Origin of the sequence: Cysteiniphilum halobium (assembly GCF_003574425.1) — a bacterium.
Classification (GTDB): domain Bacteria; phylum Pseudomonadota; class Gammaproteobacteria; order Francisellales; family Francisellaceae; genus Caedibacter; species Caedibacter halobius.
In genome coordinates, this window is sequence record NZ_QLIU01000059.1 from 1 (window position 1) to 20254 (window position 20254).

Genomic DNA, 20254 nt, shown 5'->3' on the forward strand with positions numbered 1-20254 from the left:
CCCAGCCAGCAATCGTTACATACAAAAAGTCCTGTGTCACATAATACGTTTTATTTCGAATTAACATTTACACAAAATACAAAGTGCGGTCGCGTGTAAACCGTCGATTGGCTTTTAAGATCCCTCATAACCTCCGAAATACTATATTTGGGCGGAATCACCATTACCATATGCAGGTGATCTTTATCAAAGCCAATCTCCTCAAGCAATACGCCAGGAATTTTTCGTAGCAGCTTCGGCATTACCCACTGAATGTACCTACACACTCCAGGATTCAGGACCTTTCGCCGGTATTTACATACCCAAACTATATGATATTGGAGCCTATAAACTCCATGTGCTGATTTATATGCTTTCATCCAAACATAATACCACCGAAAGGCTCATTCACCCACGGGTATCACCCGTGGTGCTCTGTCTTCGACCGCATAGAGGAAAAATGACTGCTTAAAATCAGTTTTAAGTCGTCAAAATTGCCTTGTTCAAAACTGTTAACCAAGCGGCCAAGTATAAAATCCTTGTTATCTGTGGTTGTGCCAATATTGGCAAGAGATTCATTTAAGCTTGATTTCACTTCATAGTTGGGATAACCCAAGCGATATGCCATGCGATTGCCACGCGCGGTTATTTCTTTGATGGTTAAATAACCCGTTTGAAAGAGTAAAGTGGCGATCGGCATATCGTTAATATCAAATTTCGATAACATGGTTTCACTGACGACAAGATCTTCCAAGTGAGGGATAAAGTAGCGATTTTGTTGGATCATCTTAACCAAAAAGGCAGGCGTCGCTGTTTCAAACCAATAGCTTTGATAACGATAGCCGCCATCAATGAATAGTAGAATATCAAAGGGGTTGTAAACTCTTTGTGTCTTTTCACCAGCAAAGTTATAGCCGTTGTACCACTTTTTAAGCTGGTCTAGATCGACATTGCCAGCGGTTAAATGGTCTTTAAATGAGTGTTCTAACTCGGCTTGATTGTAACCGCAAATGTCGGCATAGCGCTGATCAAGAGTAATATCTTTTAAATTATTGAGTTCACTAAAAATACTGATTTTGGTGAAGCGTGATACGCCGGTTAACATCGCAAATTGAATATTAACATCCTGAGATTTGATCACACTATAGAAGTTTCTAAGGCGTTGACGCATCGCTTTTGCCATTTCGGTATTGTCGATATTATCCAGTACTGGTTTGTCATATTCATCAACAAGAATGACAACTTTACGGTGATTTTTGGCAAGTTGTTCAATCAAATAAGCAAAGCGACTGCTGATTTCGCTGTAGACATTGTCTATTTCATAACTTTGGTAATATTCATCTAAGAAGCGCATGATTTTGGCATCTAACTCTTCTGTTGAGGCAGCATTCCCTTCGCCAAAGGTAAAGTGCAGTACAGGGTATTGCACTTGCCAGTCCCAGTGTTTCTCTATATGTAGACCTGTAAATAGTTTTTTATTGCCTAGAAAAAGTTGTCTGATGGTGTCGATAAGTAGCGACTTCCCGAAGCGTCGTGGTCGTGATAGGAAGTAAAACCCACCGCCATTATTTATGAGAGTGTTGATAAGCTTTGTTTTATCAACATACAAGTAATTGCCATTGATAATTTTTTCCATCCCTGATATACCAATTGGAAGTTTTTTCATGTGATCTATACTGGCTTTTTAAAAAATTATCAGCAATCTTATCGTGTTACCCTTATAGACTCAAGTGAAACGAACGTGAGCAACAGAGTGAAAAATAATAGCAACCGCTATTTGCCTTGTTTTTTGTGGTGGATGGTCTGTGGTTAAGTTTTTTTAAAGCACTATCACAGCGAAAGTATGACTTTCGCCAAGAAAATCACTTAACGATTTGTATTAAGTAGCGCATAATGTAGAGCGTTTTAAATCTAAAAACTAAAAAGCACTAAGATATATGGCAAGGAAATATTTTGGCACCGATGGTGTGCGTGGCAAGGTGGGTGTTCATCCTATTACCCCTGAGTTTGCAATGAAGCTTGGGAATGCAGTGGGTCAAGCACTGCGCGAAAAGCATCTGCCGTTAGTGGTGGTAGTTGGGCAAGATACACGCCGATCATCAGATATGCTAAAAGCTGGGTTTATTGCAGGGATCACTGCAGTTGGTGTCAATGTCATTAATCTAGGCATGGTACCAACACCGGTAGTTGCATTTATGGTGCCGATGTTTAAAGCTGGAGCAGGTGTTGTCTTAAGTGCCTCACACAATCCCTTTTATGATAATGGTATCAAATTATTTTCGCATGAAGGGCATAAGTTAGCTGATGATATTGAATATCAGATTGAGCATTATATTAATGAAGAGTTTTATTATCAGCCAGAGGGTAAATTTGGTGAAATCTATAGTCAGATTAACGAAGTGCAACCTTATATTGAACATTGCTTAGAATCGTTTGCAGACCATATTCATTTAGGTGATAAGAAAATCATTGTTGACTGTGCCAATGGTGCGTTATTTCGCGTGGCGAAAGAGGTATTTTCACGTTTGAATTTAAATGTTGTTAATATTGCTTCAAATCCAGATGGGTTAAATATTAATGAAAATTGTGGTGCGGTACATCTGAATATGCTAAAGGCAGCTGTAGTTAATCAAAAGGCTGACTTGGGTATCGCTTTTGATGGTGATGGTGATCGCATTATGCTAGTTGATGAGACCGGTTGTGTGGTTGATGGTGATGAAATATTATTGGCGTTGGCAAAACACAGTCAAAATATATCAGGTGTGATTGGGACAGTGATGACTAATCTTGCAATTGAACAGGCTTTTGCAAAGCTGGGGTTGCCCTTTAAACGCGCTAAAGTGGGTGATCGTTATGTGATGGAGTTATTGCTTGAAAATGGCTGGGCACTTGGTGGTGAGTCGTCAGGACACATTATTGATCTTCGTTATAATTCAACTGGCGATGGTTTGATGGCAGCGTTGCAGATATTCGCATTATTAACGAAAGTCAATAAACCATTATCAGCACTTGTGGGGATTCAAAAAATGCCGCAATTGATGGTTAATGTGCCATTGACGAAAAAGCTTGACGCTAATGATATGAGTCTCTTGATTGAAGATGTTAGTTTTGTTGAAAAAACATTAGGTAATGATGGGCGTGTGGTATTGCGTCCTTCAGGCACTGAACCTGTATTGCGTGTGATGGTTGAAGCAAAAACGGTTGATCTTACCAAAGAATGGGTAGAGTATCTGGTTGAAAAGGTTAAAGAAAAGTTATATCGCGCGTAAATTACTTTACCTTTACGTGTGATATTAAGTAGCTAAATATGGAGTAACGATGAGAAAGCAAATTATTATTGGTAACTGGAAAATGAATGGTTCACTATTGTCGATTAAGAGCCTATGTGAGTCGCTAAACAAATTATCAAAAGAGCAACTGACTGCAGATGTGGCGGTGTGTGTGCCTAATGTCTATCTGTCATATGTTAGCGATAATATCAAAGGCATTGGTCTTGGTGTACAAAATATCAGTCAGTATGATAATGGTGCTTATACCGGTGAGATTAGTGCTAATATGCTTAAGGATTTTAATTGTCAATATGTGATTGTTGGACATTCAGAGCGTCGTGCGTTATTTGGTGAGAGCAACAAAGATGTTGCTTTAAAAGCCAAGAAAGCAACTGATGCAGGTCTATATACGATTGTGTGTGTGGGTGAGACATTATATGAGAGAACTTCTGGTAAACTTGAAGAGGTGTTAAAAGCACAGCTTAGCACTGTATTGCATGAGTTAACACTTAATCAGTTGAGAAATGTTATCATTGCCTATGAACCGGTATGGGCGATTGGTACAGGGCTTGCAGCAACTGCGTCACAAGTCCAAGAGGTTCATGCGTACTTACGTTCCATCATCACAAACTTCCATGTTGCGCTTGCTAAAAATATCAAAATTATATATGGTGGCAGCCTTAAGCCATCAAACGCTGGTGAGATACTTAAACTGGCGGATGTCGATGGTGGTTTGATAGGGGGTGCTTCTCTAAACGGGAAGGACTTTGGTGAAATTGTTAGACATGCAAAGCATGTGAAATAGGCAAAACAAGTAAATGTTAGCGTTAGTTATCACTGTACATATTATTGTTGCGATCTTAATTGTTGGATTGATATTGTTGCAGCAGGGCAAAGGAGCAAATATGGGCGCGTCTTTTGGATCAGGCGCATCACAAACTGTATTTGGTAGTCGAGGAGCGGCGCCATTTATGTTTAAATTGACAGCCGTGTTGGTTGCTGTTTTCTTTGTCACAAGCGTGAGTTTAAGCTATATTGGCAAGCAAAATGCAAACAAGGGTGCTGAGACTCAAGTATCAAGCGGCGTATCGCAAGCTGATTATCAAAAACAGCAAGCGGCACAGCAGGCTTTGATTGATCAGGCTAAAGCATCGGACAAACAAGATGACAAAGCTAAAGCTGCAATGACACTTCCGGTCAATAATCTTTTAAAGACGCCAGCGACGACAACATCAAATACTGATGGTGAGCCAAAGCAGGCAGTTGATGCGAAGAATAATACAACTACTAAAGAGAAAGAAGCAGTACCAGCGTCAACTAAATAACTTAAGAACTAAAACTTCTGGGTTGTTGATGATTTGAATACTTTAGCCGGTGGCGCTCTCCTTTTAAGGAAGATTAAGCTAGCGAGGTTAGGTGTTGTAAGGCGCAAGGTTTGTGGTTAATAAAAATACTTTTGCCAAAGTGGTGGAATTGGTAGACACGCCATCTTGAGGGGGTGGTGAGCGCAGCTTGTGCGGGTTCGAGTCCCGCCTTTGGCACCAAACGAGGATATAGGCATGTTGCAATATAGTGTATATCATGAGTTTTTGCCGATTTTAATTTTTCTCATTGTGGCGATTGCTATCGCATCAGCAATGGCAATTGGCGGCAAAATGCTATCGATCATTGTCGGGGTGAATAGACCTAGCCCCGAAAAAAATGCGCCATTTGAGTGCGGATTTGCTGAATTTGAAGATGCGCGCATCAAGTTCGATGTGCGTTTTTATTTGGTTGCTATTTTATTTTTGGTTTTTGATCTTGAAGTTGCCTTTATGATCCCTTGGGGTGTGCTGGTGCGTGATAGTGGCGTCGGTGGAGTTTCATGGGCGGCTTTTATTGCAATGATGATCTTCTTGTTTATTTTGCTAATTGGATTTATCTACGAGTGGAAGAAAGGGGCGCTAGAATGGGAGTAGAAGAAAGCATTAATAACAACAAAGGCTTTATTACTGCCAGTGCTGACTCTTTAGTTAATTGGGTGCGCACAGGATCCTTGTGGCCTGTGACTTTTGGACTTGCTTGTTGTGCTGTTGAGATGATGCATGCGGGAGCGGCTCGTTATGATCTGGATCGTTTTGGTATTGTATTTCGTCCTAGCCCGCGTCAGTCGGATGTATTGATCGTTGCTGGAACTCTATGTAACAAAATGGCGCCAGCTCTACGTAAGGTTTATGATCAGATGCCTGATCCAAAATGGGTTATCTCAATGGGTTCATGTGCTAATGGTGGAGGCTATTATCATTATTCGTATTCCGTGGTGAGAGGGTGTGATCGTATTATGCCAGTGGATATTTATGTGCCAGGCTGCCCGCCAACTGCTGAAGCATTGATTTATGGGATTATTCAGTTACAAAATAAAATTAAACGTACTAATACCATCGCGAGGAAATGACGATGTCGTTAACGCAAGAATTTATCGATGATTTAACGAATGACTTTGACAGTCAGTTTATCGCAACAACGTTTCAATATGATGAATTGACAGTTGAGATTGCTAAAGATAACCTCATCAAAGTGATGACCCGTTTAAAAAATGTTTTTAAATTTGAGCAGCTTGTCGATGTTTCGGGTGTTGACTACTTAAGCTTTGGGGAAGATGAGTGGAAGACACAAAGTGCAACAAGTAGTGGTTTCTCACGTGGCGTTGTTAAAGGTGAGTTATTGCATAAAGAATCTAACAAAGCTAAGAAGCGTTTTGCTGTAGTTTATCATTTAATGAGTTTAGCGCTTAATATTCGTCTGCGTGTTAAAGTATATTTAAATGAATATGATCTTATGTTACCCAGTGTTGTTGATATTTGGCCTTCGGCAAACTGGAATGAGCGTGAAGCTTTTGATATGTTTGGTTTTATTTTTACTGGGCACCCAGATTTGCGTCGAATATTGACAGATTATGGTTTTGTTGGCCATCCATTTAGAAAGGATTTCCCGCAAAGTGGTTATGTTGAGATGCGTTACGATGAAGCACAAAAGCGTGTGGTTTACGAACCGGTAGAAATTGATCCGCGTGTTAATGCTCCTAAGGTTATTCGTCAAGATAACCGTTACTTAGATGAACAGTAATTGAGAATGCTATGGCAGAATTTAAAAATTATACAATGAACTTTGGTCCGGTACATCCGGCGGCTCATGGCGTATTGCGTTTGGTGTTAGAACTAGATGGTGAAGTCGTTGTTCGTGCTGATCCGCATGTTGGCTTATTGCATCGGGGTACTGAAAAGCTCGCTGAGTCAAAACCATACAATCAAAGCATTGGTTATATGGATCGCTTAGATTATGTATCGATGATGTGTAATGAACATGCTTATGTGTTAGCGATTGAGAAACTACTTGAAATTGAAGTGCCAAAACGTGCGCAATATATCCGAGTAATGTTTGCGGAAATTACCCGTATTTTGAATCATCTACTGTGGACGGCAGCTAATAGTTTAGACTTGGGCGCGATGACAATGTTCCTATATGCGTTTCGTGAGCGTGAAGACCTGTTTGATTGTTATGAGGCAGTTTCAGGTGCGAGAATGCATGCGACTTATTTTCGTCCAGGAGGTGTCGCTCGCGATCTACCACTGACGATGCCAAAGTATGAAAAATCACGTTTCACGTCAAAACGTAAACTAAAAGCAATTAACAAAAACCGCCAAGGTTCATTGCTTGATTTTATTTGGGATTTTACTGAGCGTTTTCCAAAGTGTGTTGATGAATATGAAAATCTATTAACGAACAACCGTATTTGGAAACAACGTACTGTTGGTATTGGTGTGGTAACAGCTGAGCGTGCCAAGGCATTAGGCTTTGGGGGCCCGATGTTAAGGGGCTCAGGAGTTGCTTGGGATCTTCGCAAAAAGCAGCCTTATGATGTTTATAGCGAACTTGATTTTGATATTCCTGTTGGCAGTCATGGTGATTGCTATGATCGTTATTTAGTGCGTATGGCAGAAATGCGTGAATCCAATAAAATCATTCGTCAGTGTGTTGAATGGTTGCGTCACAATGATGGTCCGATTATGGCGCCAAATCATAAAGTCACTCCGCCTAAGCGTGATGAGATGAAAAATAGTATGGAAGCCTTGATCCACCACTTTAAATTGTTCTCTGAGGGCTATTGCGTACCTGAAGGTGAGGTGTATGTGGGAACGGAACATCCTAAAGGTGAATTTGGTATATATCTTGTATCAGATGGTGCGAATAAACCGTACCGTGTAAAGATTAGAGCACCAGGCTTTACCCATTTAAGTGCGATGAATGAAATGTTAAGCGGGCATATGTTATCCGATGCTCCGGCAATTATTGCGACACAAGATATTGTGTTTGGCGATGTAGATAGATAAGTAAGGTTTGTCTATGTTAGATAATAAATTAGATAAAAAAGAGATTTTCTCGCCCCAAGTGACCGAGGTTTTGGAAAACTGGGAAAAGCGTTATCCCACTAATCAAAAGCGTTCAGTAATCATTCCTGGCTTGCATGTCTTGCAAGACTATAATGATGGCTATTTGACTGAAGAACTGATGGATAGGTTAGCTCTTTATTTGGATGTGCCGGCAGCTTCAGTCTATGAGGTGGCGACTTTTTATAGTATGTATGATCTGGAAAAGGTGGGCAGACATAAGTTAAATGTATGCACTAATCTCTCATGTATGCTAAATGGTGCCAAGAAAATCATGACGCATATTGAAAATAAGTTAGATATCAAAGCAGGGCAAACCACTGCTGATGGCAGAATTACACTGAAATCTGTCGAGTGTCAGGGTGCATGCTGTGGTGCGCCAATGTTAGAAGTGGATAAGGTTTTTTATGAAAATCTAACCATTCAAAAAGTCGATCAAATTATTGATTCCTTGGAGTAGCATATGGCGAATGAAGTTTGTTTTAGAACACTACACCTTGAGCGGCCTTGGTCATTAAAGTCTTATGAGTCTGTTGGTGGTTACTCTTACTGGAAAAGAATTTTAGATGAAAAGATTCCACCAGAGGTAATTATTGAAGAGCTTAAAAAATCGGGTTTACGCGGTCGCGGTGGTGCGGGTTTCCCAACCGGGCTTAAGTGGAGCTTTATGCCGCGCAACCTACCTGGGCAGAAGTATGTCGTATGCAATTCCGATGAAGGCGAGCCAGGGACATGTAAGGATCGCGAGATTTTACGTAACAACCCTCATCAGTTGATTGAGGGCATGGCAATTGCCGGTTATGTTACGGGTGCTACGGTTGGCTATAACTATATTCGTGGTGAGTTTTATGAGCCGATTGCACGTTTTGAAGCAGCGTTAAATGAGGCACGTGCCATGGGTTTGATTGGTTTTAACTTACGTAGTTCAGGCGTTGATTTTAATTTATATTGCTCAATAGGGGCAGGTGCCTATATTTGCGGTGAAGAAACGGCGTTATTAAACTCTCTTGAAGGACGTAAAGGTCAGCCGCGATTTAAGCCGCCTTTTCCAGCCAATAAAGGCTTGTATGATTGCCCTACGAACATCAATAATACGGAGACTTATGCTTCAGTGCCGCCAATACTAGAGCATGGGGGCGAGTGGTTTCAAAAAATGGGCACTGAGAAAAGTGGTGGCACCAAGCTTTTTTGCGTTTCAGGGCATGTTAATACCCCCGGTGTGTTTGAAATTGGGCTAGGTACGCCATTTAAAGACTTGTTGGCGATGGCAGGTGGTGTGCGTGAGAATAAGAAAATCAAAGCAGTGATTCCAGGTGGTAGCTCATGTAAGATCCTAACAGGTGATGAAATGCTGTCTTTAACCATGGATTATGAAGCTATTGGTCAAGCAGGCTCAATGTTAGGTTCTGGTGCTGTTGTCGTACTTGATGAAGATACATGTATGGTTGAGTTATTAGCGCGCTTGGCAGAATTCTATTATGAAGAGTCTTGTGGACAATGTACGCCTTGTCGTGAAGGAACTGGTTGGTTGGCTAGAGCCTTAGAGCGCATTTTGCATGGTGAAGGTAAACCGGAAGATATCGATAATTTATCACGTGTTGCTTCTAATATTGAAGGTAATACAATTTGTGGTTTGGGTGATGCTGCAGCGTGGCCTGTGCAAAGCTATATTAAGAAATTCAGACATGAGTTTGAATATATGATTGAACATGGGCGCAGTATAGTAAGCGCTTAAATGATAGTGAAATTATATTTTCCATTTTGGAAAAATATAATTCAAAAAATAAACGTAATGATGAAGGGTGACTCCCGTGTCAGAAAAAGAAGCAACAAAACAACTTAGTATTGAGATCAATGGTCAGTCATATGCGGCTAAACCCGGTGAGATGATTATTCAGATCGCTGATAAGCATGGCATTTATATTCCGCGCTTTTGTTATCATAAAAAACTTTCGATTGCTGCTAATTGTAGAATGTGTCTTGTCGAAGTTGAAGGGGCAAGAAAACCATCTCCTGCGTGTGCAACACCCATTATGGATGGTATGAAAGTTTTCACAAAATCACCAGCAACACTGTCTTACCAAAAGAAAGTCATGGAGTTTTTACTTATTAATCACCCACTTGATTGCCCGATTTGCGATCAGGGTGGTGAGTGTGAGTTACAGGATATCGCGATGGGCTATGGTAATGATGTTTCTAAATATAGCGAAACAAAGCGCGTGTTTGATGATCCAACATTAGGTCCATTGGTCGCAACTGATATGACACGTTGTATTCAATGTACGCGTTGTGTACGCTTTGGTGAGGAAATCAGTGGTGACAAAGAGCTTGGTGCGATGGGGCGTGGAGATCATACGCAAATCAGTACCTATGTTGCTAAAACGGTCAATTCAGAGTTATCAGGTAATATTATTGATTTATGTCCAGTTGGTGCATTGACGTCGAAACCATTTAGATTTCATGCACGTGCTTGGGAGCTTCAGCAATATGCGACAATTTCCGGTGCCGATTGTGTAGGTGCGAATATTTATGCACATACGCGTCGCAATCAACTGATGCGTGTTGTCCCAAAAGAAAATGAAAGTATTAATGAAACATGGATTGCTGATAAGGATCGCTTTGCTTATGCTGGTGTTTATGCAGATGACCGCGTAACAAAGCCGATGATTAAAAAAGCAGGCGCTTGGGTTGATGTCTCTTGGGAGGAAGCGCTTGATTTTATTAAAGTCGCGATTGAGCAAACTAAAGCCCAAGATGGTGTCAATGCAATATCCAGTTTAGCTTCAGACTCAGCAACAACGGAAAGTTTATATCTTATCCAAAAGCTAATGCGTCAAGTAGGATCAAATAATATTGATACGCGCTTAATGCAGGGAGCACATGCTTTGACACTACATACAGGAGTTGGATTTGATTGTGAATTATCTGAAATTGAAGATGCTGATGTAACCTTACTTGTTGGTAGTTATTTGCGTAAAGAAGTGCCACTTATTAATCATCGAGTGCATAAAGCGGTGAAAAACGGTGCAAAGGTCTTAGCACTCAATAGCCAAGAATATAATTTTAATTACACCGTTACAACGATGCAAGTTGAAGCCAATGAGATGGTCTATGCTTTGGCAAATTTAGTCAAAGCTGTAGCGCAAAAAATCTCTCAACCAATTACATCAGTGGCGGTTAAAAAAGCTGTTGAATCACTGGGAATTTCACCTGAGATCGAAAATTTAGCAACAACACTAATATCTTCTGAAAAGCCAGTGATGATCTTAGGTTTTGATGCGATGTTAAATAAAGACTGTGCTGAAATATATGCGCTATTTACTGAGCTTAAATCACTGCTTGCTGCTAAAGGTGGTGTGCTTAGCTTTGGTGCTAATGCAAAAGGTGCATTATTCGCAGGAGCAGCAAGTGAGTATTTACCAGGGGCTACTGAAAACTTACAACAAGGTATGGATGCACAAGCAATATTAAGTAATAAAACCAAACTGTTATTGAATTTTGGGGTTGAGCCTGAGTGTGACAGTGTTTTAGGGCAAGAAGCATTAAAAGCACTTCAAGAAATTGATATCGTCGCAGCATTTACAAGTTATGCGACAGAAGCGATGTTTGCGTATGCAGATATCATATTGCCAATAACCACGCACTTTGAGGAAGATGGCTCTTTTATCAATATTTCTGGGCACACACAGCGCTTTAAAGCTGTTATCCCACCGTATGAAGATAGTAAGCCTTTGTGGAAAGTATTACGTGTATTAGCAAATCTATTGCGTTTAGATGGCTTTGATTACCACAACGTCGATGCGGTGTATCAAGAGTTTGTTTCGTATGAAAGAGCTAATCTGGTAGTCGATGTTGATGCGTTATTTAAGAGTGGCTTAACAGCATTAAATGAAGGCTATCATGTCTTACCTGCTGTTTCGATGTATCGCACGAATGCTTTGTTAAGGCGTGCTACACCATTGCAAGCGACGAAAGATGCCTATTATGCGCAAAGCTTACGTGTATCAGCTGCGTATGCCAAAGAGCATGGCTTGAACGAATCAAGTCGTGTTGTTGTAGATTTTGATGGTAAAACATACGAAGTCGATCTTATCATTGAGGGTGCATTGGCAAAACAGACGATAATCGTCCCGTTTCAGCTTATGCCGACTTGTCGCAAAGCTTGGCGCAATGTTACAATCAGGCCAATTAAACTGACGGTGGTAAATGCATGATTTTAGATATTATCTGGATTGTTCTAAAAGTATTATTGATCGTTATTCCTTTGATTTTAGTTGTGGCTTATTATACCTACGCAGAACGCAAAGTGATTGGTTATATGCAGGATCGTGTCGGCCCAAATCGTGTGGGTTCTTTTGGTTTATTGCAACCGATAGTTGATGCAGTCAAATTGTTGCTCAAAGAAATTATTATTCCAGCGAAGTCAAACCGTTACCTGTTTTTTGTTGCGCCAATGTTGGCTTTTGCTCCTGCTTATACCACATGGGCGGTAGTACCATTTGGTCAGGGCATTGTATTGGCAGATATCAATGCCGGTGTATTATATATTTTAGCAATGACATCGATTGCAGTATATGGTGTGATTATTGCTGGTTGGGCGTCTAATTCAAAATATGCGATGTTCGGTGCACTGCGTGCAGCAGCTCAGGTCGTGTCCTATGAGCTCGCGATGGGTTTTGCCATTGTTGGTGTATTGATTGCCGCAGGCTCACTTAATTTGAGCACGATTGTCGAAACGCAGCAAGGGGGTATTTGGCATTGGTATTTTATTCCGCTATTTCCATTATTTATTATTTATTTTATTGCTGGAGTTGCGGAAACTGGGCGTGCTCCCTTTGATGTGATTGAAGGTGAGTCTGAGATTATTGCAGGACATCACGTTGAGTACTCAGGTGCACGTTTTGCTTTGTTCTTCCTAGCGGAATACGCCAATATGATCTTGATCAGTTTATTGACAGCAGTTTTCTTTTTAGGTGGTTGGATTTCACCATTTGAAAATATTCCTGTACTTGATCAGTTCTTTAGTTTTGTACCGGGCATGATTTGGCTATTCTTAAAAACCGGTATTTTCATGTTTATGTATTTGTGGATTCGTGCAACTTTCCCAAGGTATCGCTATGATCAATTAATGCGGTTGGGCTGGAAAATTTTTATTCCGGTGACATTAGTGTGGGTAATTGTTGTTGCATTTATGGTTAAACTTGGCTTGGGTCCTTGGTGGTAGGAGATTTATTGATGTTTAAAGCAATTAAACGCTATTGTCAGACCTTTTTGCTATGGGAGTTATTAAAAGGTCTTAAAATTACTGGAAAGCACTTTTTTACGCGTAAAGTAACAGTGCAATATCCGGATGAAAAAACACCGCAATCTGGTCGTTTTCGTGGATTGCACGCATTGCGTCGCTATGAAAATGGTGAAGAGCGTTGTATCGCTTGTAAATTGTGTGAAGTTGTTTGTCCAGCACTTGCAATCACGATTGAAGCCGAGCCACGTGAAGATGGTTCAAGACGTACCACGAAATATGAGATTGATTTATTCAAATGCATCTTTTGTGGCTTTTGTGAAGAGTCTTGTCCGGTAGACTCGATTGTTGAAACGCGCATTTTTGAATATCATTTTGAAAACCGTGGTGAGAATATCATGACCAAAGCAAAACTTTTAGCTGTTGGTGATAAATATGAAGATGAGATCGCTAAAGATCGTGAAGCAGACAGAGCATTTAGGTAGAGATCGATGAGTGTAAGTATTATCTTTTATGTATTTGCCGCACTAACGGTGCTTGGCGCGCTATTAGTCATCAGTGCAAAAAACCCAGTGCGTGCAGTTATTGCTAAGGTGTTTACTTTTTTTGCTGCAGCAGGTGTTTGGTTGACGATGCAGCAAGAATATCTAGCGCTGCTGTTGATTGTTGTGTACGTTGGAGCAGTTTTGGTGATGTTTTTGTTTGTGGTGATGATGTTGGACATCAATATCGTTATTAAACAGAAAAAGCTAGTATTTTACTGGCCGATTGTGATTTTATTGTGTGTTTTCTTAGCAGTTCTTATTTCAATCGTTGTTACGCACGCGTTTGCTGATAGAACAATGACCGGTGGTTTGGGTACAGTTGAGAGTTTGGGGCGTGAGATGTTCTCCAATAAATACCTCTATGCATTTGAGCTTGCTGGTATGATCTTGTTGGCAGCAATGGTCTCAGCAATTACCTTGACTTTCCGTGGTAAAAAACCAGGGAATAAGTCAATTAATCCAAACTTACAGATTCAAACGCAAGCGAAAGACCGTTTGACGATGATTAAGATGAAGTCAGAAAAAAGTACTTCTAAAATAGAAAAAACAAAGAAATCACAAGATAATTCTGATCAGGGAGAACCTAAGAATGACTAGTATTCCGGTACCCATTACGCATTATTTGATTTTTAGTGCGATTATATTTTCGTTAAGTATTGCCGGTATTATTATAAACCGCCGCAATTTATTGATTTTATTGATGTCGATTGAGTTGATGCTCTTGGCAGTAAACACTAACTTTATTGCTTTCTCGAGTATGCTCAAACAAAACACAGGTGATGTGTTTGTCTTCTTTATTCTAACGGTTGCAGCAGCTGAAGCTGCAATTGGTTTGGCGATTGTGGTCGTATTATTTAGAACGCGTAAAACAATCGATGTCGGTCAACTAAACACATTAAAGGGCTAAGGCGATGGGAATTGATTTTGTTATTGCCATTATTATCTTGGCACCGGCATTAGGTGCGATAGTTGCTGGCTTTTTCTCAAAAAAGGTACAATTAAGTGGTGTTAACTGTATTACGATTGGCTTAGTCCTTTTGTCTTTTATCTTAAGTGTTATCCTGGCATTGGGTGTTTATCTCAATAATGATGTTTATACCGTGACCTACTTCAATTGGGCACTGTTTCCATCATTAGGGATGAAGGTCAGCTTTACCGTTGATAAGCTATCTGTCTTTATGATGTTGATCGTCACATTTGTATCAACTTTGGTGCATGTCTACTCGATTGGTTATATGAAAGGCGAAGCCGGTTATGCGCGCTTTTTTGCGTATATCTCTGGTTTTACTTTTGCCATGCTCTGTTTAGTCATGGGTAATAACTTCTTGCTACTATTTTTTGGTTGGGAAGGGGTTGGTTTATTCTCTTATCTCTTGATCGGTTATTACTTTGATAAAGATTCTGCTAATGAAGCAAGCTTACGCGCTTTTATCGTTAACCGTGTTGGTGACTTAGGCTTCTTGTTAGGGATTGCAACGGTGATTTATTATTGTAATTCAATCGATTATAACACCGTATTTACTGCTGTGAGCAACCTTGATAATAGCCAGATGATCTCGTTCTTAGGTATGCAGTTTAGCCCGATTACCTTGATGTGTGTGCTATTATTTATCGGTGCGATGGGTAAATCAGCGCAATTTCCGCTACATACTTGGTTAGAAGGCTCAATGGAAGGTCCAACACCAATATCGGCATTGATTCATGCGGCAACAATGGTCACTGCAGGGGTGTTTATGGTAGCGCGCCTGTCGCCTATGTTTGTCCATTCAGCAACAGCGCTGAGCTTTGTAATGATTATTGGTGCGATTACCTGTTTGTTTATGGGGCTTATTGCAATTGTGCAAATGGATATTAAACGTGTCATTGCTTATTGTACTTTGTCACAATTGGGTTATATGATGGTGGCGCAGGGTGCATCAGGTTTTTCAATTGGAATGTTTCATTTGATGACACATGCGATGTTTAAGGCACTATTATTTTTAGCAGCAGGGTCAGTTATCGTCGCTCTTCACCACGAGCAAGATATGCGCAAGATGGGCGGCTTAAGAAAATATATGCCAGTGACCTATATCTGTATGGTTATTGGTGGCTGGGCATTAGCTGCAATTCCGCCATTTGCGGGCTTTTTCTCAAAAGATTTGATTATTGATGCGGCAGCAACGACAACTTTACCCGGACATGAATTTGCTTATTACCTAGTATTGGCTTGTGCGTTTGTCACTTCTTTTTATACCTTTAGAATGATTTTTATGACTTTCCATGGTCCAACACGAGTGGATGCGCATACCAAAGTGCATGTTAAAGAATCACCGTTAACGATTTTGATTCCGCTTATTTTATTAGCGATTCCATCGGTGTTTGCTGGGATGTTGTTTTTTGAACCAGCCTTAACACCCAACCTTGCTAATGCACATGGTTTTTTTGGCAATACCATTGCACAATACTATGAGCCTGCTTTAGGCAATATGACTGTTGTGGCGACATTAGCACAAGAGGCAGCAACCAAAACGCCATGGGATTTTGTGATGCATTCTGTGCACACACCTGCTTTTTGGCTGGCAATTTCAGCACTTATTTTGGCATATATCTTCTATGTATTAGTGCCTAGCATTCCCAAAATGCTAGCCAATGCACGTTCAGGTGTTGGTATTTTGCATTATATTCTGGTGGAAAAATACTTTATCGATGGTTTATATGATCTTGTTTTCGTCAAAGGGGTTGTTCTCTTAAGTAAAGTACTGTGGGTCGTGATCGATATCTTTATGATTGATAAAGTTGCCGTTCAGGGCAGTGCGGATTTAATTTATTTTGCGGGCAAAAAGATAACACGTGTGCAACGCGGTTACTTGTTTGATTACGCACTTGTGATGCTTATTGGTGTTTTGGCATTGATTGCATGGCTAATCTTTTGGGTAAACTAAGGCTTTGGTTAAAGGAAAGTTAATACTATGTTTATAACTCACTACTTATTAAGCTTGCTAATCTGGGTCCCTATTATTGGTGGCTTTATCGTATTAGCGGCGAAGTCGCCAGATGGCAAAAAAGAAGCAGCACGTTGGACGGCTTTAGCAGTTGCCATATTGACACTTTTACTGTGTGTTCCTTTATATCTTGAGTTTGACCCAACTAGTGCCAGTATGCAGTTTGTTGAACGTGTACGTTGGTTTAGTTTATTTAATAATAACGATGCGGTTTATTACTACCTCGGAGTAGACGGTTTTTCGGTGCTATTTATTATCTTAACAAGCTTCACCAATGTAGTAATTGTGCTTGCGGCTTGGCGCAGCATCAAGGTGCGTTTAAGACAATACATGGCGATTTTCTTGATTACAACGGGCTTAACCAATGCGGTATTTATGGCACAGGATACGATGCTGTTTTATGTTTTTTGGGAAGCATTGTTAATCCCAACTACATTAGGTATCGGTATTTGGGGTGGCAAGAAAAAAGCTTATGCTGCGATTAAATATTTCTTATATACCTTCGCCGGTTCTATCTTCTTATTAGTTGCGTTTTTGTATATCCAGCAACAAGTGGCAAGCCTACCAAGTGCAAGTTTGGTGGATAGCGGCACATTCTCGATTCAGAACTTTATTTTCTGGGCGACTCAAGTCAATAGCATGGGGCAGTTAGTAAACATTACTCTCACTGCACAGTGGTTATTATTTGGTGTGTTCTTTTTGGCGTTTGCGGTTAAAATCCCGATGTGGCCATTTCACTCGTGGTTGCCTGATGCACATTCTGAGGCACCAGCTGGTGGTTCTGTTGTCCTTGCTGCATTGATGTTAAAGCTTGGTGCTTATGGTTTCTTGCGTTTTGTATTGCCATTGATTCCAAGCATTACAGCAGTGCTTGATTGGTTATTGATTGCCATTTCATTAGTTGCCATTGTCTATGTTGGGGTTGTTGCGATTGCGCAAACCGATTTCAAACGTCTGATCGCTTATTCATCGATCTCACATATGGGCTTAGTGACTTTGGCAATGTTCTCTATTTTCTTATTAGTTAAGAACAACCCAGATCAAGTATTAGGTATGGCAGATGCTCAATTAGCGATTCAAGGTGCGGTATTTCAAATGATCGCTCATGCATTCTCATCAGGAGGCATGTTTATTGGTTGTGGCTATTTGTATTTACGTATGCAAAGTCGTAATATTGCTGATTTTCAAGGGGTTGCTCGTTCAATGCCAATATTTGCCACTTTCTTTATGTTGTTTTGCTTGGCAAATATTGGTTTGCCAGGAACAAGTGGTTTTGTTGGCGAGTTCTTGATTATATTGGCGGTATTTAAATATTCACCATGGGTGGCATTGCTTGCTGGATTAACTTTGGTTATTGCCCCTGCCTATACGCTTTGGATGTATAAACGCTTGTTCTTTGGTAAAGTCATCACAACACAAGTTGCGAACTTGAAAGACATCAGTGGTCTTGAGGTCTTTGTCTTTGTACTATTAGCGATTCCTACTATTTGGTTTGGTGTTTATCCAGAACCAATTCTACAACTTTCTTCAGCAGCTTCGACACATATCATTCAAGCTGCACATGCGGTAACGATAGGGTAAATAGCCATGATGTTAGCAAATATTATCACCATACTTCCTGAAATTACTTTAGCTATTGCCGCCTTGGTTGTAATGCTGGCGGATTTGTTCTTTGGCAAGAAAATCAAAAATATTGCTTATATCCTCACGCAAGTCTTTTTGATTATTGCGGCATGGATTTTATTAAAATCACTTAATGAACATATTCATATCGGGTTTGAAGGGCAAACTTTATCAACTGAGCTGACCTTTATCTTGCAAGAAGTGATCGTGCTTGTGTCCTTTTTCGTTTTTATCTACTGCAAAGAATATATTGAAGATAGAAAGTTGCCACAAGGTGAGTTTTATGTCTTGTCAATATTATCTATTTTAGGCGCACTTGTCTTAACTTCAGCACATAGCTTATTAACCATCTATATCGGCTTAGAGTTATTGTCTTTACCTTTGTATGCGCTTTTAGCCATTCGCCGTGGCTTTGCAACAGGTGCTGAAGCGGCAATCAAGTATTTTGTTTTAGGTGCGATTGCTTCAGGTTTATTGTTATATGGGATGTCATTTATTTATGGTGTGACGGGTAGCCTTGATCTTACTGAAATTGGTAAATACCTAGCCAATCCAGATATGGCGCATTCGCAAATTGTTCTCGTTGCAATGGTGTTGATGATTGCCACAGCAACTTTCAAATTAGGCGCTGTACCTTTTCATATGTGGGTGCCTGATGTTTATGAGGGCTCACCAAATGCAGTGACCGCCTTTCTAGCATCGGTACCAAAGGTTGCTGCTTTTGCCATGCTGGTAAATATCTTAATGATTGGCATGCCAGCGCAAGCTTTTGCGTGGAGTAAAGTGCTGACTGTGTTAGCGGTTCTTTCGATTTTCTTCGGGAATTTACTAGCATTGGCACAGAAAAATGTCAAACGCATACTCGGCTACTCAACGATTTCGCATATTGGTTTTGTATTATTAGCTTTGATATTAAATCCGCAGGCTTTTGCGGTATCTACAGCACTTTTCTATGTTGTTATTTATGTGCTAATGTCGGCAGCAGCTTTTGGTGTGTTGATCGTATTAAGTGTCAGAGGTAATGAAGTTGAGAATCTTGCTGATTTTGCCGGTCTTAACCGTCGTAACCCATGGATTGCGTTTATTATGTTGGTTGTGATGTTCTCAATGGCAGGTATTCCGCCACTATCAGGATTCACTGCTAAGCTATTTGTTATTATGGGTTTGATTGATACGGGACACTTAGGACTAGGTATCTATGCCTTAATTATGTCAGTGATTGCTTGTTATTATTATCTACGTGTGATCAAGTCCATGTACTTTGATCTACCTAAAAACCAAACACCAGTTTATGCAAATAAAGTGACGCTGTTTGGCTTAAGCATTAATGCTGGCTTAATTTTATTGCTTGGTATCTTCCCTGCTTTACTGGTAACGCTTATTTCACCGATTTATGGATTGTTTTAAACGCTAAAAATAACTCATTTTTTAAAGTTTAAGATTCTTAAGAATTACCTTCCAAGTAATTATCATAAACTGAGGTTGCCAAATCCATGGATGTTAGTTTTCAGCGCTATCATGATATTGAAAAAGGCAGGAATATTACACTTAAAACACTAAGAAAAGCAGCTGCATCTTTAGGCGCTAATGTTGATGTTAGATTTATTATATGGAATACGTAGTGGGCATATTGCACACGCCCAATATAAAGAAAAATTAACGCACACAAACTTCCAAGCCACTGAAGAAGAAAGCCACTTCAATAGCAGCTGTTTCTGGCGCATCTGAACCATGCACAGCATTGGCATCAATGCTATCGGCAAAATCAGCACGAATCGTTCCAGCAGCAGCTTCTTTAGGATTTGTGGCGCCCATTAGCTCACGGTTTTTAACAATGGCATTGTCACCTTCTAATACTTGAATCATGGCAGGGCCTGAGCTCATAAATTTCACCAGGTCATTATAGAAAGGACGTGCTTTGTGTACAGCGTAAAATTCACCAGCCTCGGCTGCTGATAATTGCTTCATTTTAGCTGCAATAACTTTAAGGCCAGCTTGTTCAAAACGTGAATAAATTTGACCGATGACATTCTTGGCAACGGCATCAGGTTTAATAATCGAAAGGGTTCTTTCAATAGCCATGTGTATTTTCCTTATATTATGTTTGATAAAAGACATCGGCATTATATACACACATCAATCCATTTTACAGTATTTCTGAGATTGAATTCTCTGTACACGATGATTT

20 protein-coding genes, 1 tRNA gene and 1 pseudogene are annotated in these 20254 nt (G+C 40.2%); 19 read left to right on the forward strand and 3 right to left on the reverse strand.

From position 1 onward, the window contains the following. Positions 1–50: 50 nt before the first annotated feature. Together tnpA and DNK85_RS09855 are read right to left on the reverse strand one after the other, a co-directional pair. Positions 51–359, reverse strand: coding sequence for an IS200/IS605 family transposase (gene tnpA / locus DNK85_RS12420; RefSeq protein WP_119329404.1), 309 nt, complete (start codon positions 357–359; stop codon positions 51–53). 41 nt (positions 360–400) lie between these two features. After that, positions 401–1645, reverse strand: coding sequence for an ATP-binding protein (locus DNK85_RS09855; protein ID WP_119329405.1), 1245 nt, complete (start codon positions 1643–1645; stop codon positions 401–403). A gap of 271 nt (positions 1646–1916) precedes the next feature. Between DNK85_RS09855 and glmM the strand changes: the two genes are divergently transcribed. The 19 genes and pseudogenes from glmM to DNK85_RS09950 form a co-directional block, all read left to right on the forward strand. Then, positions 1917–3248, forward strand: coding sequence for a phosphoglucosamine mutase (glmM, locus tag DNK85_RS09860; protein ID WP_119329406.1), 1332 nt, complete (start codon positions 1917–1919; stop codon positions 3246–3248). Positions 3249–3297: 49 nt separating this feature from the next. Beyond that, positions 3298–4053: a triose-phosphate isomerase gene (gene tpiA, locus DNK85_RS09865; protein ID WP_119329407.1), complete on the forward strand. Its 756-nt coding sequence runs from the start codon at positions 3298–3300 to the stop codon at positions 4051–4053. A gap of 13 nt (positions 4054–4066) precedes the next feature. After that, a complete protein-coding gene (gene secG / locus DNK85_RS09870) occupies positions 4067–4573 on the forward strand; it encodes a preprotein translocase subunit SecG (RefSeq protein WP_119329408.1) in 507 nt (168 codons plus the stop codon). Positions 4574–4706: 133 nt separating this feature from the next. Continuing rightward, positions 4707–4792: transfer RNA gene (locus DNK85_RS09875), tRNA-Leu, on the forward strand. 18 nt (positions 4793–4810) lie between these two features. Further along, positions 4811–5206: an NADH-quinone oxidoreductase subunit A gene (ndhC, locus tag DNK85_RS09880; RefSeq protein WP_162896665.1), complete on the forward strand. Its 396-nt coding sequence runs from the start codon at positions 4811–4813 to the stop codon at positions 5204–5206. Next, positions 5197–5682 (forward strand): NuoB/complex I 20 kDa subunit family protein, encoded by a 486-nt coding sequence (locus DNK85_RS09885; RefSeq protein WP_119329410.1) that lies wholly within the window; start codon positions 5197–5199, stop codon positions 5680–5682. Before ndhC ends, DNK85_RS09885 begins: the two co-directional genes overlap by 10 nt. 2 nt (positions 5683–5684) lie before the next feature. Beyond that, positions 5685–6353 carry an NADH-quinone oxidoreductase subunit C gene (locus DNK85_RS09890; RefSeq protein ID WP_119329411.1) on the forward strand — a complete coding sequence of 223 codons (669 nt, stop codon included), beginning with the start codon at positions 5685–5687 and terminating at the stop codon, positions 6351–6353. Between the two features lie 11 nt (positions 6354–6364). Continuing rightward, positions 6365–7618: an NADH-quinone oxidoreductase subunit D gene (locus DNK85_RS09895; protein WP_119329412.1), complete on the forward strand. Its 1254-nt coding sequence runs from the start codon at positions 6365–6367 to the stop codon at positions 7616–7618. A gap of 13 nt (positions 7619–7631) precedes the next feature. Next, positions 7632–8135, forward strand: coding sequence for an NADH-quinone oxidoreductase subunit NuoE family protein (locus DNK85_RS09900; protein WP_119329413.1), 504 nt, complete (start codon positions 7632–7634; stop codon positions 8133–8135). A 3-nt stretch (positions 8136–8138) separates the two neighbouring features. Then, on the forward strand, positions 8139–9410 hold the full coding sequence (nuoF, locus tag DNK85_RS09905; RefSeq protein WP_119329414.1) for an NADH-quinone oxidoreductase subunit NuoF: 1272 nt from the start codon (positions 8139–8141) through the stop codon (positions 9408–9410). Between the two features lie 76 nt (positions 9411–9486). Continuing rightward, positions 9487–11889, forward strand: a complete 2403-nt coding sequence (gene nuoG, locus DNK85_RS09910) for an NADH-quinone oxidoreductase subunit NuoG (RefSeq protein ID WP_162896664.1) — start codon at positions 9487–9489, stop codon at positions 11887–11889. Then, the gene (gene nuoH / locus DNK85_RS09915; RefSeq protein ID WP_119329416.1) at positions 11886–12899 is read left to right on the forward strand and encodes an NADH-quinone oxidoreductase subunit NuoH; all 1014 of its coding nucleotides are present in this window, start codon (positions 11886–11888) and stop codon (positions 12897–12899) included. Before nuoG ends, nuoH begins: the two co-directional genes overlap by 4 nt. Positions 12900–12910: 11 nt before the next feature. Next, positions 12911–13402, forward strand: coding sequence for an NADH-quinone oxidoreductase subunit NuoI (nuoI, locus tag DNK85_RS09920; RefSeq protein ID WP_119329417.1), 492 nt, complete (start codon positions 12911–12913; stop codon positions 13400–13402). A gap of 6 nt (positions 13403–13408) precedes the next feature. Continuing rightward, complete coding sequence (locus DNK85_RS09925; RefSeq protein ID WP_119329418.1) at positions 13409–14059, forward strand: NADH-quinone oxidoreductase subunit J; 651 nt, start codon at positions 13409–13411, stop codon at positions 14057–14059. Continuing rightward, positions 14052–14369 carry an NADH-quinone oxidoreductase subunit NuoK gene (gene nuoK / locus DNK85_RS09930; protein WP_119329419.1) on the forward strand — a complete coding sequence of 106 codons (318 nt, stop codon included), beginning with the start codon at positions 14052–14054 and terminating at the stop codon, positions 14367–14369. Before DNK85_RS09925 ends, nuoK begins: the two co-directional genes overlap by 8 nt. A 4-nt stretch (positions 14370–14373) precedes the next feature. Continuing rightward, on the forward strand, positions 14374–16383 hold the full coding sequence (nuoL, locus tag DNK85_RS09935; RefSeq protein ID WP_119329420.1) for an NADH-quinone oxidoreductase subunit L: 2010 nt from the start codon (positions 14374–14376) through the stop codon (positions 16381–16383). A 27-nt stretch (positions 16384–16410) separates the two neighbouring features. Continuing rightward, positions 16411–18024: a complex I subunit 4 family protein gene (locus tag DNK85_RS09940; RefSeq protein WP_119329421.1), complete on the forward strand. Its 1614-nt coding sequence runs from the start codon at positions 16411–16413 to the stop codon at positions 18022–18024. Positions 18025–18030: 6 nt separating this feature from the next. Next, positions 18031–19473 (forward strand): NADH-quinone oxidoreductase subunit NuoN, encoded by a 1443-nt coding sequence (gene nuoN, locus DNK85_RS09945; RefSeq protein WP_235842424.1) that lies wholly within the window; start codon positions 18031–18033, stop codon positions 19471–19473. 83 nt (positions 19474–19556) lie between these two features. Then, positions 19557–19688, forward strand: a pseudogene (locus DNK85_RS09950) (hypothetical protein); the annotation flags it as partial. Between the two features lie 34 nt (positions 19689–19722). Here the strand turns inward: DNK85_RS09950 and ndk are convergent. Further along, a complete protein-coding gene (gene ndk / locus DNK85_RS09955) occupies positions 19723–20148 on the reverse strand; it encodes a nucleoside-diphosphate kinase (protein WP_119329423.1) in 426 nt (141 codons plus the stop codon). Positions 20149–20254 lie beyond the last annotated feature (106 nt).

Bases quoted from the DNA above. Each gene is read 5' to 3' on its own strand.
- tnpA (WP_119329404.1), bottom strand. From the start codon at position 359: ATGAAAGCATATAAATCAGCACATGGAGTTTATAGGCTCCAATATCAT.
- DNK85_RS09855 (WP_119329405.1), bottom strand. From the start codon at position 1,645: ATGAAAAAACTTCCAATTGGTATATCAGGGATGGAAAAAATTATCAAT.
- glmM (WP_119329406.1), top strand. From the start codon at position 1,917: ATGGCAAGGAAATATTTTGGCACCGATGGTGTGCGTGGCAAGGTGGGT.
- tpiA (WP_119329407.1), top strand. From the start codon at position 3,298: ATGAGAAAGCAAATTATTATTGGTAACTGGAAAATGAATGGTTCACTA.
- secG (WP_119329408.1), top strand. From the start codon at position 4,067: ATGTTAGCGTTAGTTATCACTGTACATATTATTGTTGCGATCTTAATT.
- DNK85_RS09885 (WP_119329410.1), top strand. From the start codon at position 5,197: ATGGGAGTAGAAGAAAGCATTAATAACAACAAAGGCTTTATTACTGCC.
- DNK85_RS09890 (WP_119329411.1), top strand. From the start codon at position 5,685: ATGTCGTTAACGCAAGAATTTATCGATGATTTAACGAATGACTTTGAC.
- DNK85_RS09895 (WP_119329412.1), top strand. From the start codon at position 6,365: ATGGCAGAATTTAAAAATTATACAATGAACTTTGGTCCGGTACATCCG.
- DNK85_RS09900 (WP_119329413.1), top strand. From the start codon at position 7,632: ATGTTAGATAATAAATTAGATAAAAAAGAGATTTTCTCGCCCCAAGTG.
- nuoF (WP_119329414.1), top strand. From the start codon at position 8,139: ATGGCGAATGAAGTTTGTTTTAGAACACTACACCTTGAGCGGCCTTGG.
- nuoH (WP_119329416.1), top strand. From the start codon at position 11,886: ATGATTTTAGATATTATCTGGATTGTTCTAAAAGTATTATTGATCGTT.
- nuoI (WP_119329417.1), top strand. From the start codon at position 12,911: ATGTTTAAAGCAATTAAACGCTATTGTCAGACCTTTTTGCTATGGGAG.
- DNK85_RS09925 (WP_119329418.1), top strand. From the start codon at position 13,409: ATGAGTGTAAGTATTATCTTTTATGTATTTGCCGCACTAACGGTGCTT.
- nuoK (WP_119329419.1), top strand. From the start codon at position 14,052: ATGACTAGTATTCCGGTACCCATTACGCATTATTTGATTTTTAGTGCG.
- nuoL (WP_119329420.1), top strand. From the start codon at position 14,374: ATGGGAATTGATTTTGTTATTGCCATTATTATCTTGGCACCGGCATTA.
- DNK85_RS09940 (WP_119329421.1), top strand. From the start codon at position 16,411: ATGTTTATAACTCACTACTTATTAAGCTTGCTAATCTGGGTCCCTATT.
- nuoN (WP_235842424.1), top strand. From the start codon at position 18,031: ATGATGTTAGCAAATATTATCACCATACTTCCTGAAATTACTTTAGCT.
- ndk (WP_119329423.1), bottom strand. From the start codon at position 20,148: ATGGCTATTGAAAGAACCCTTTCGATTATTAAACCTGATGCCGTTGCC.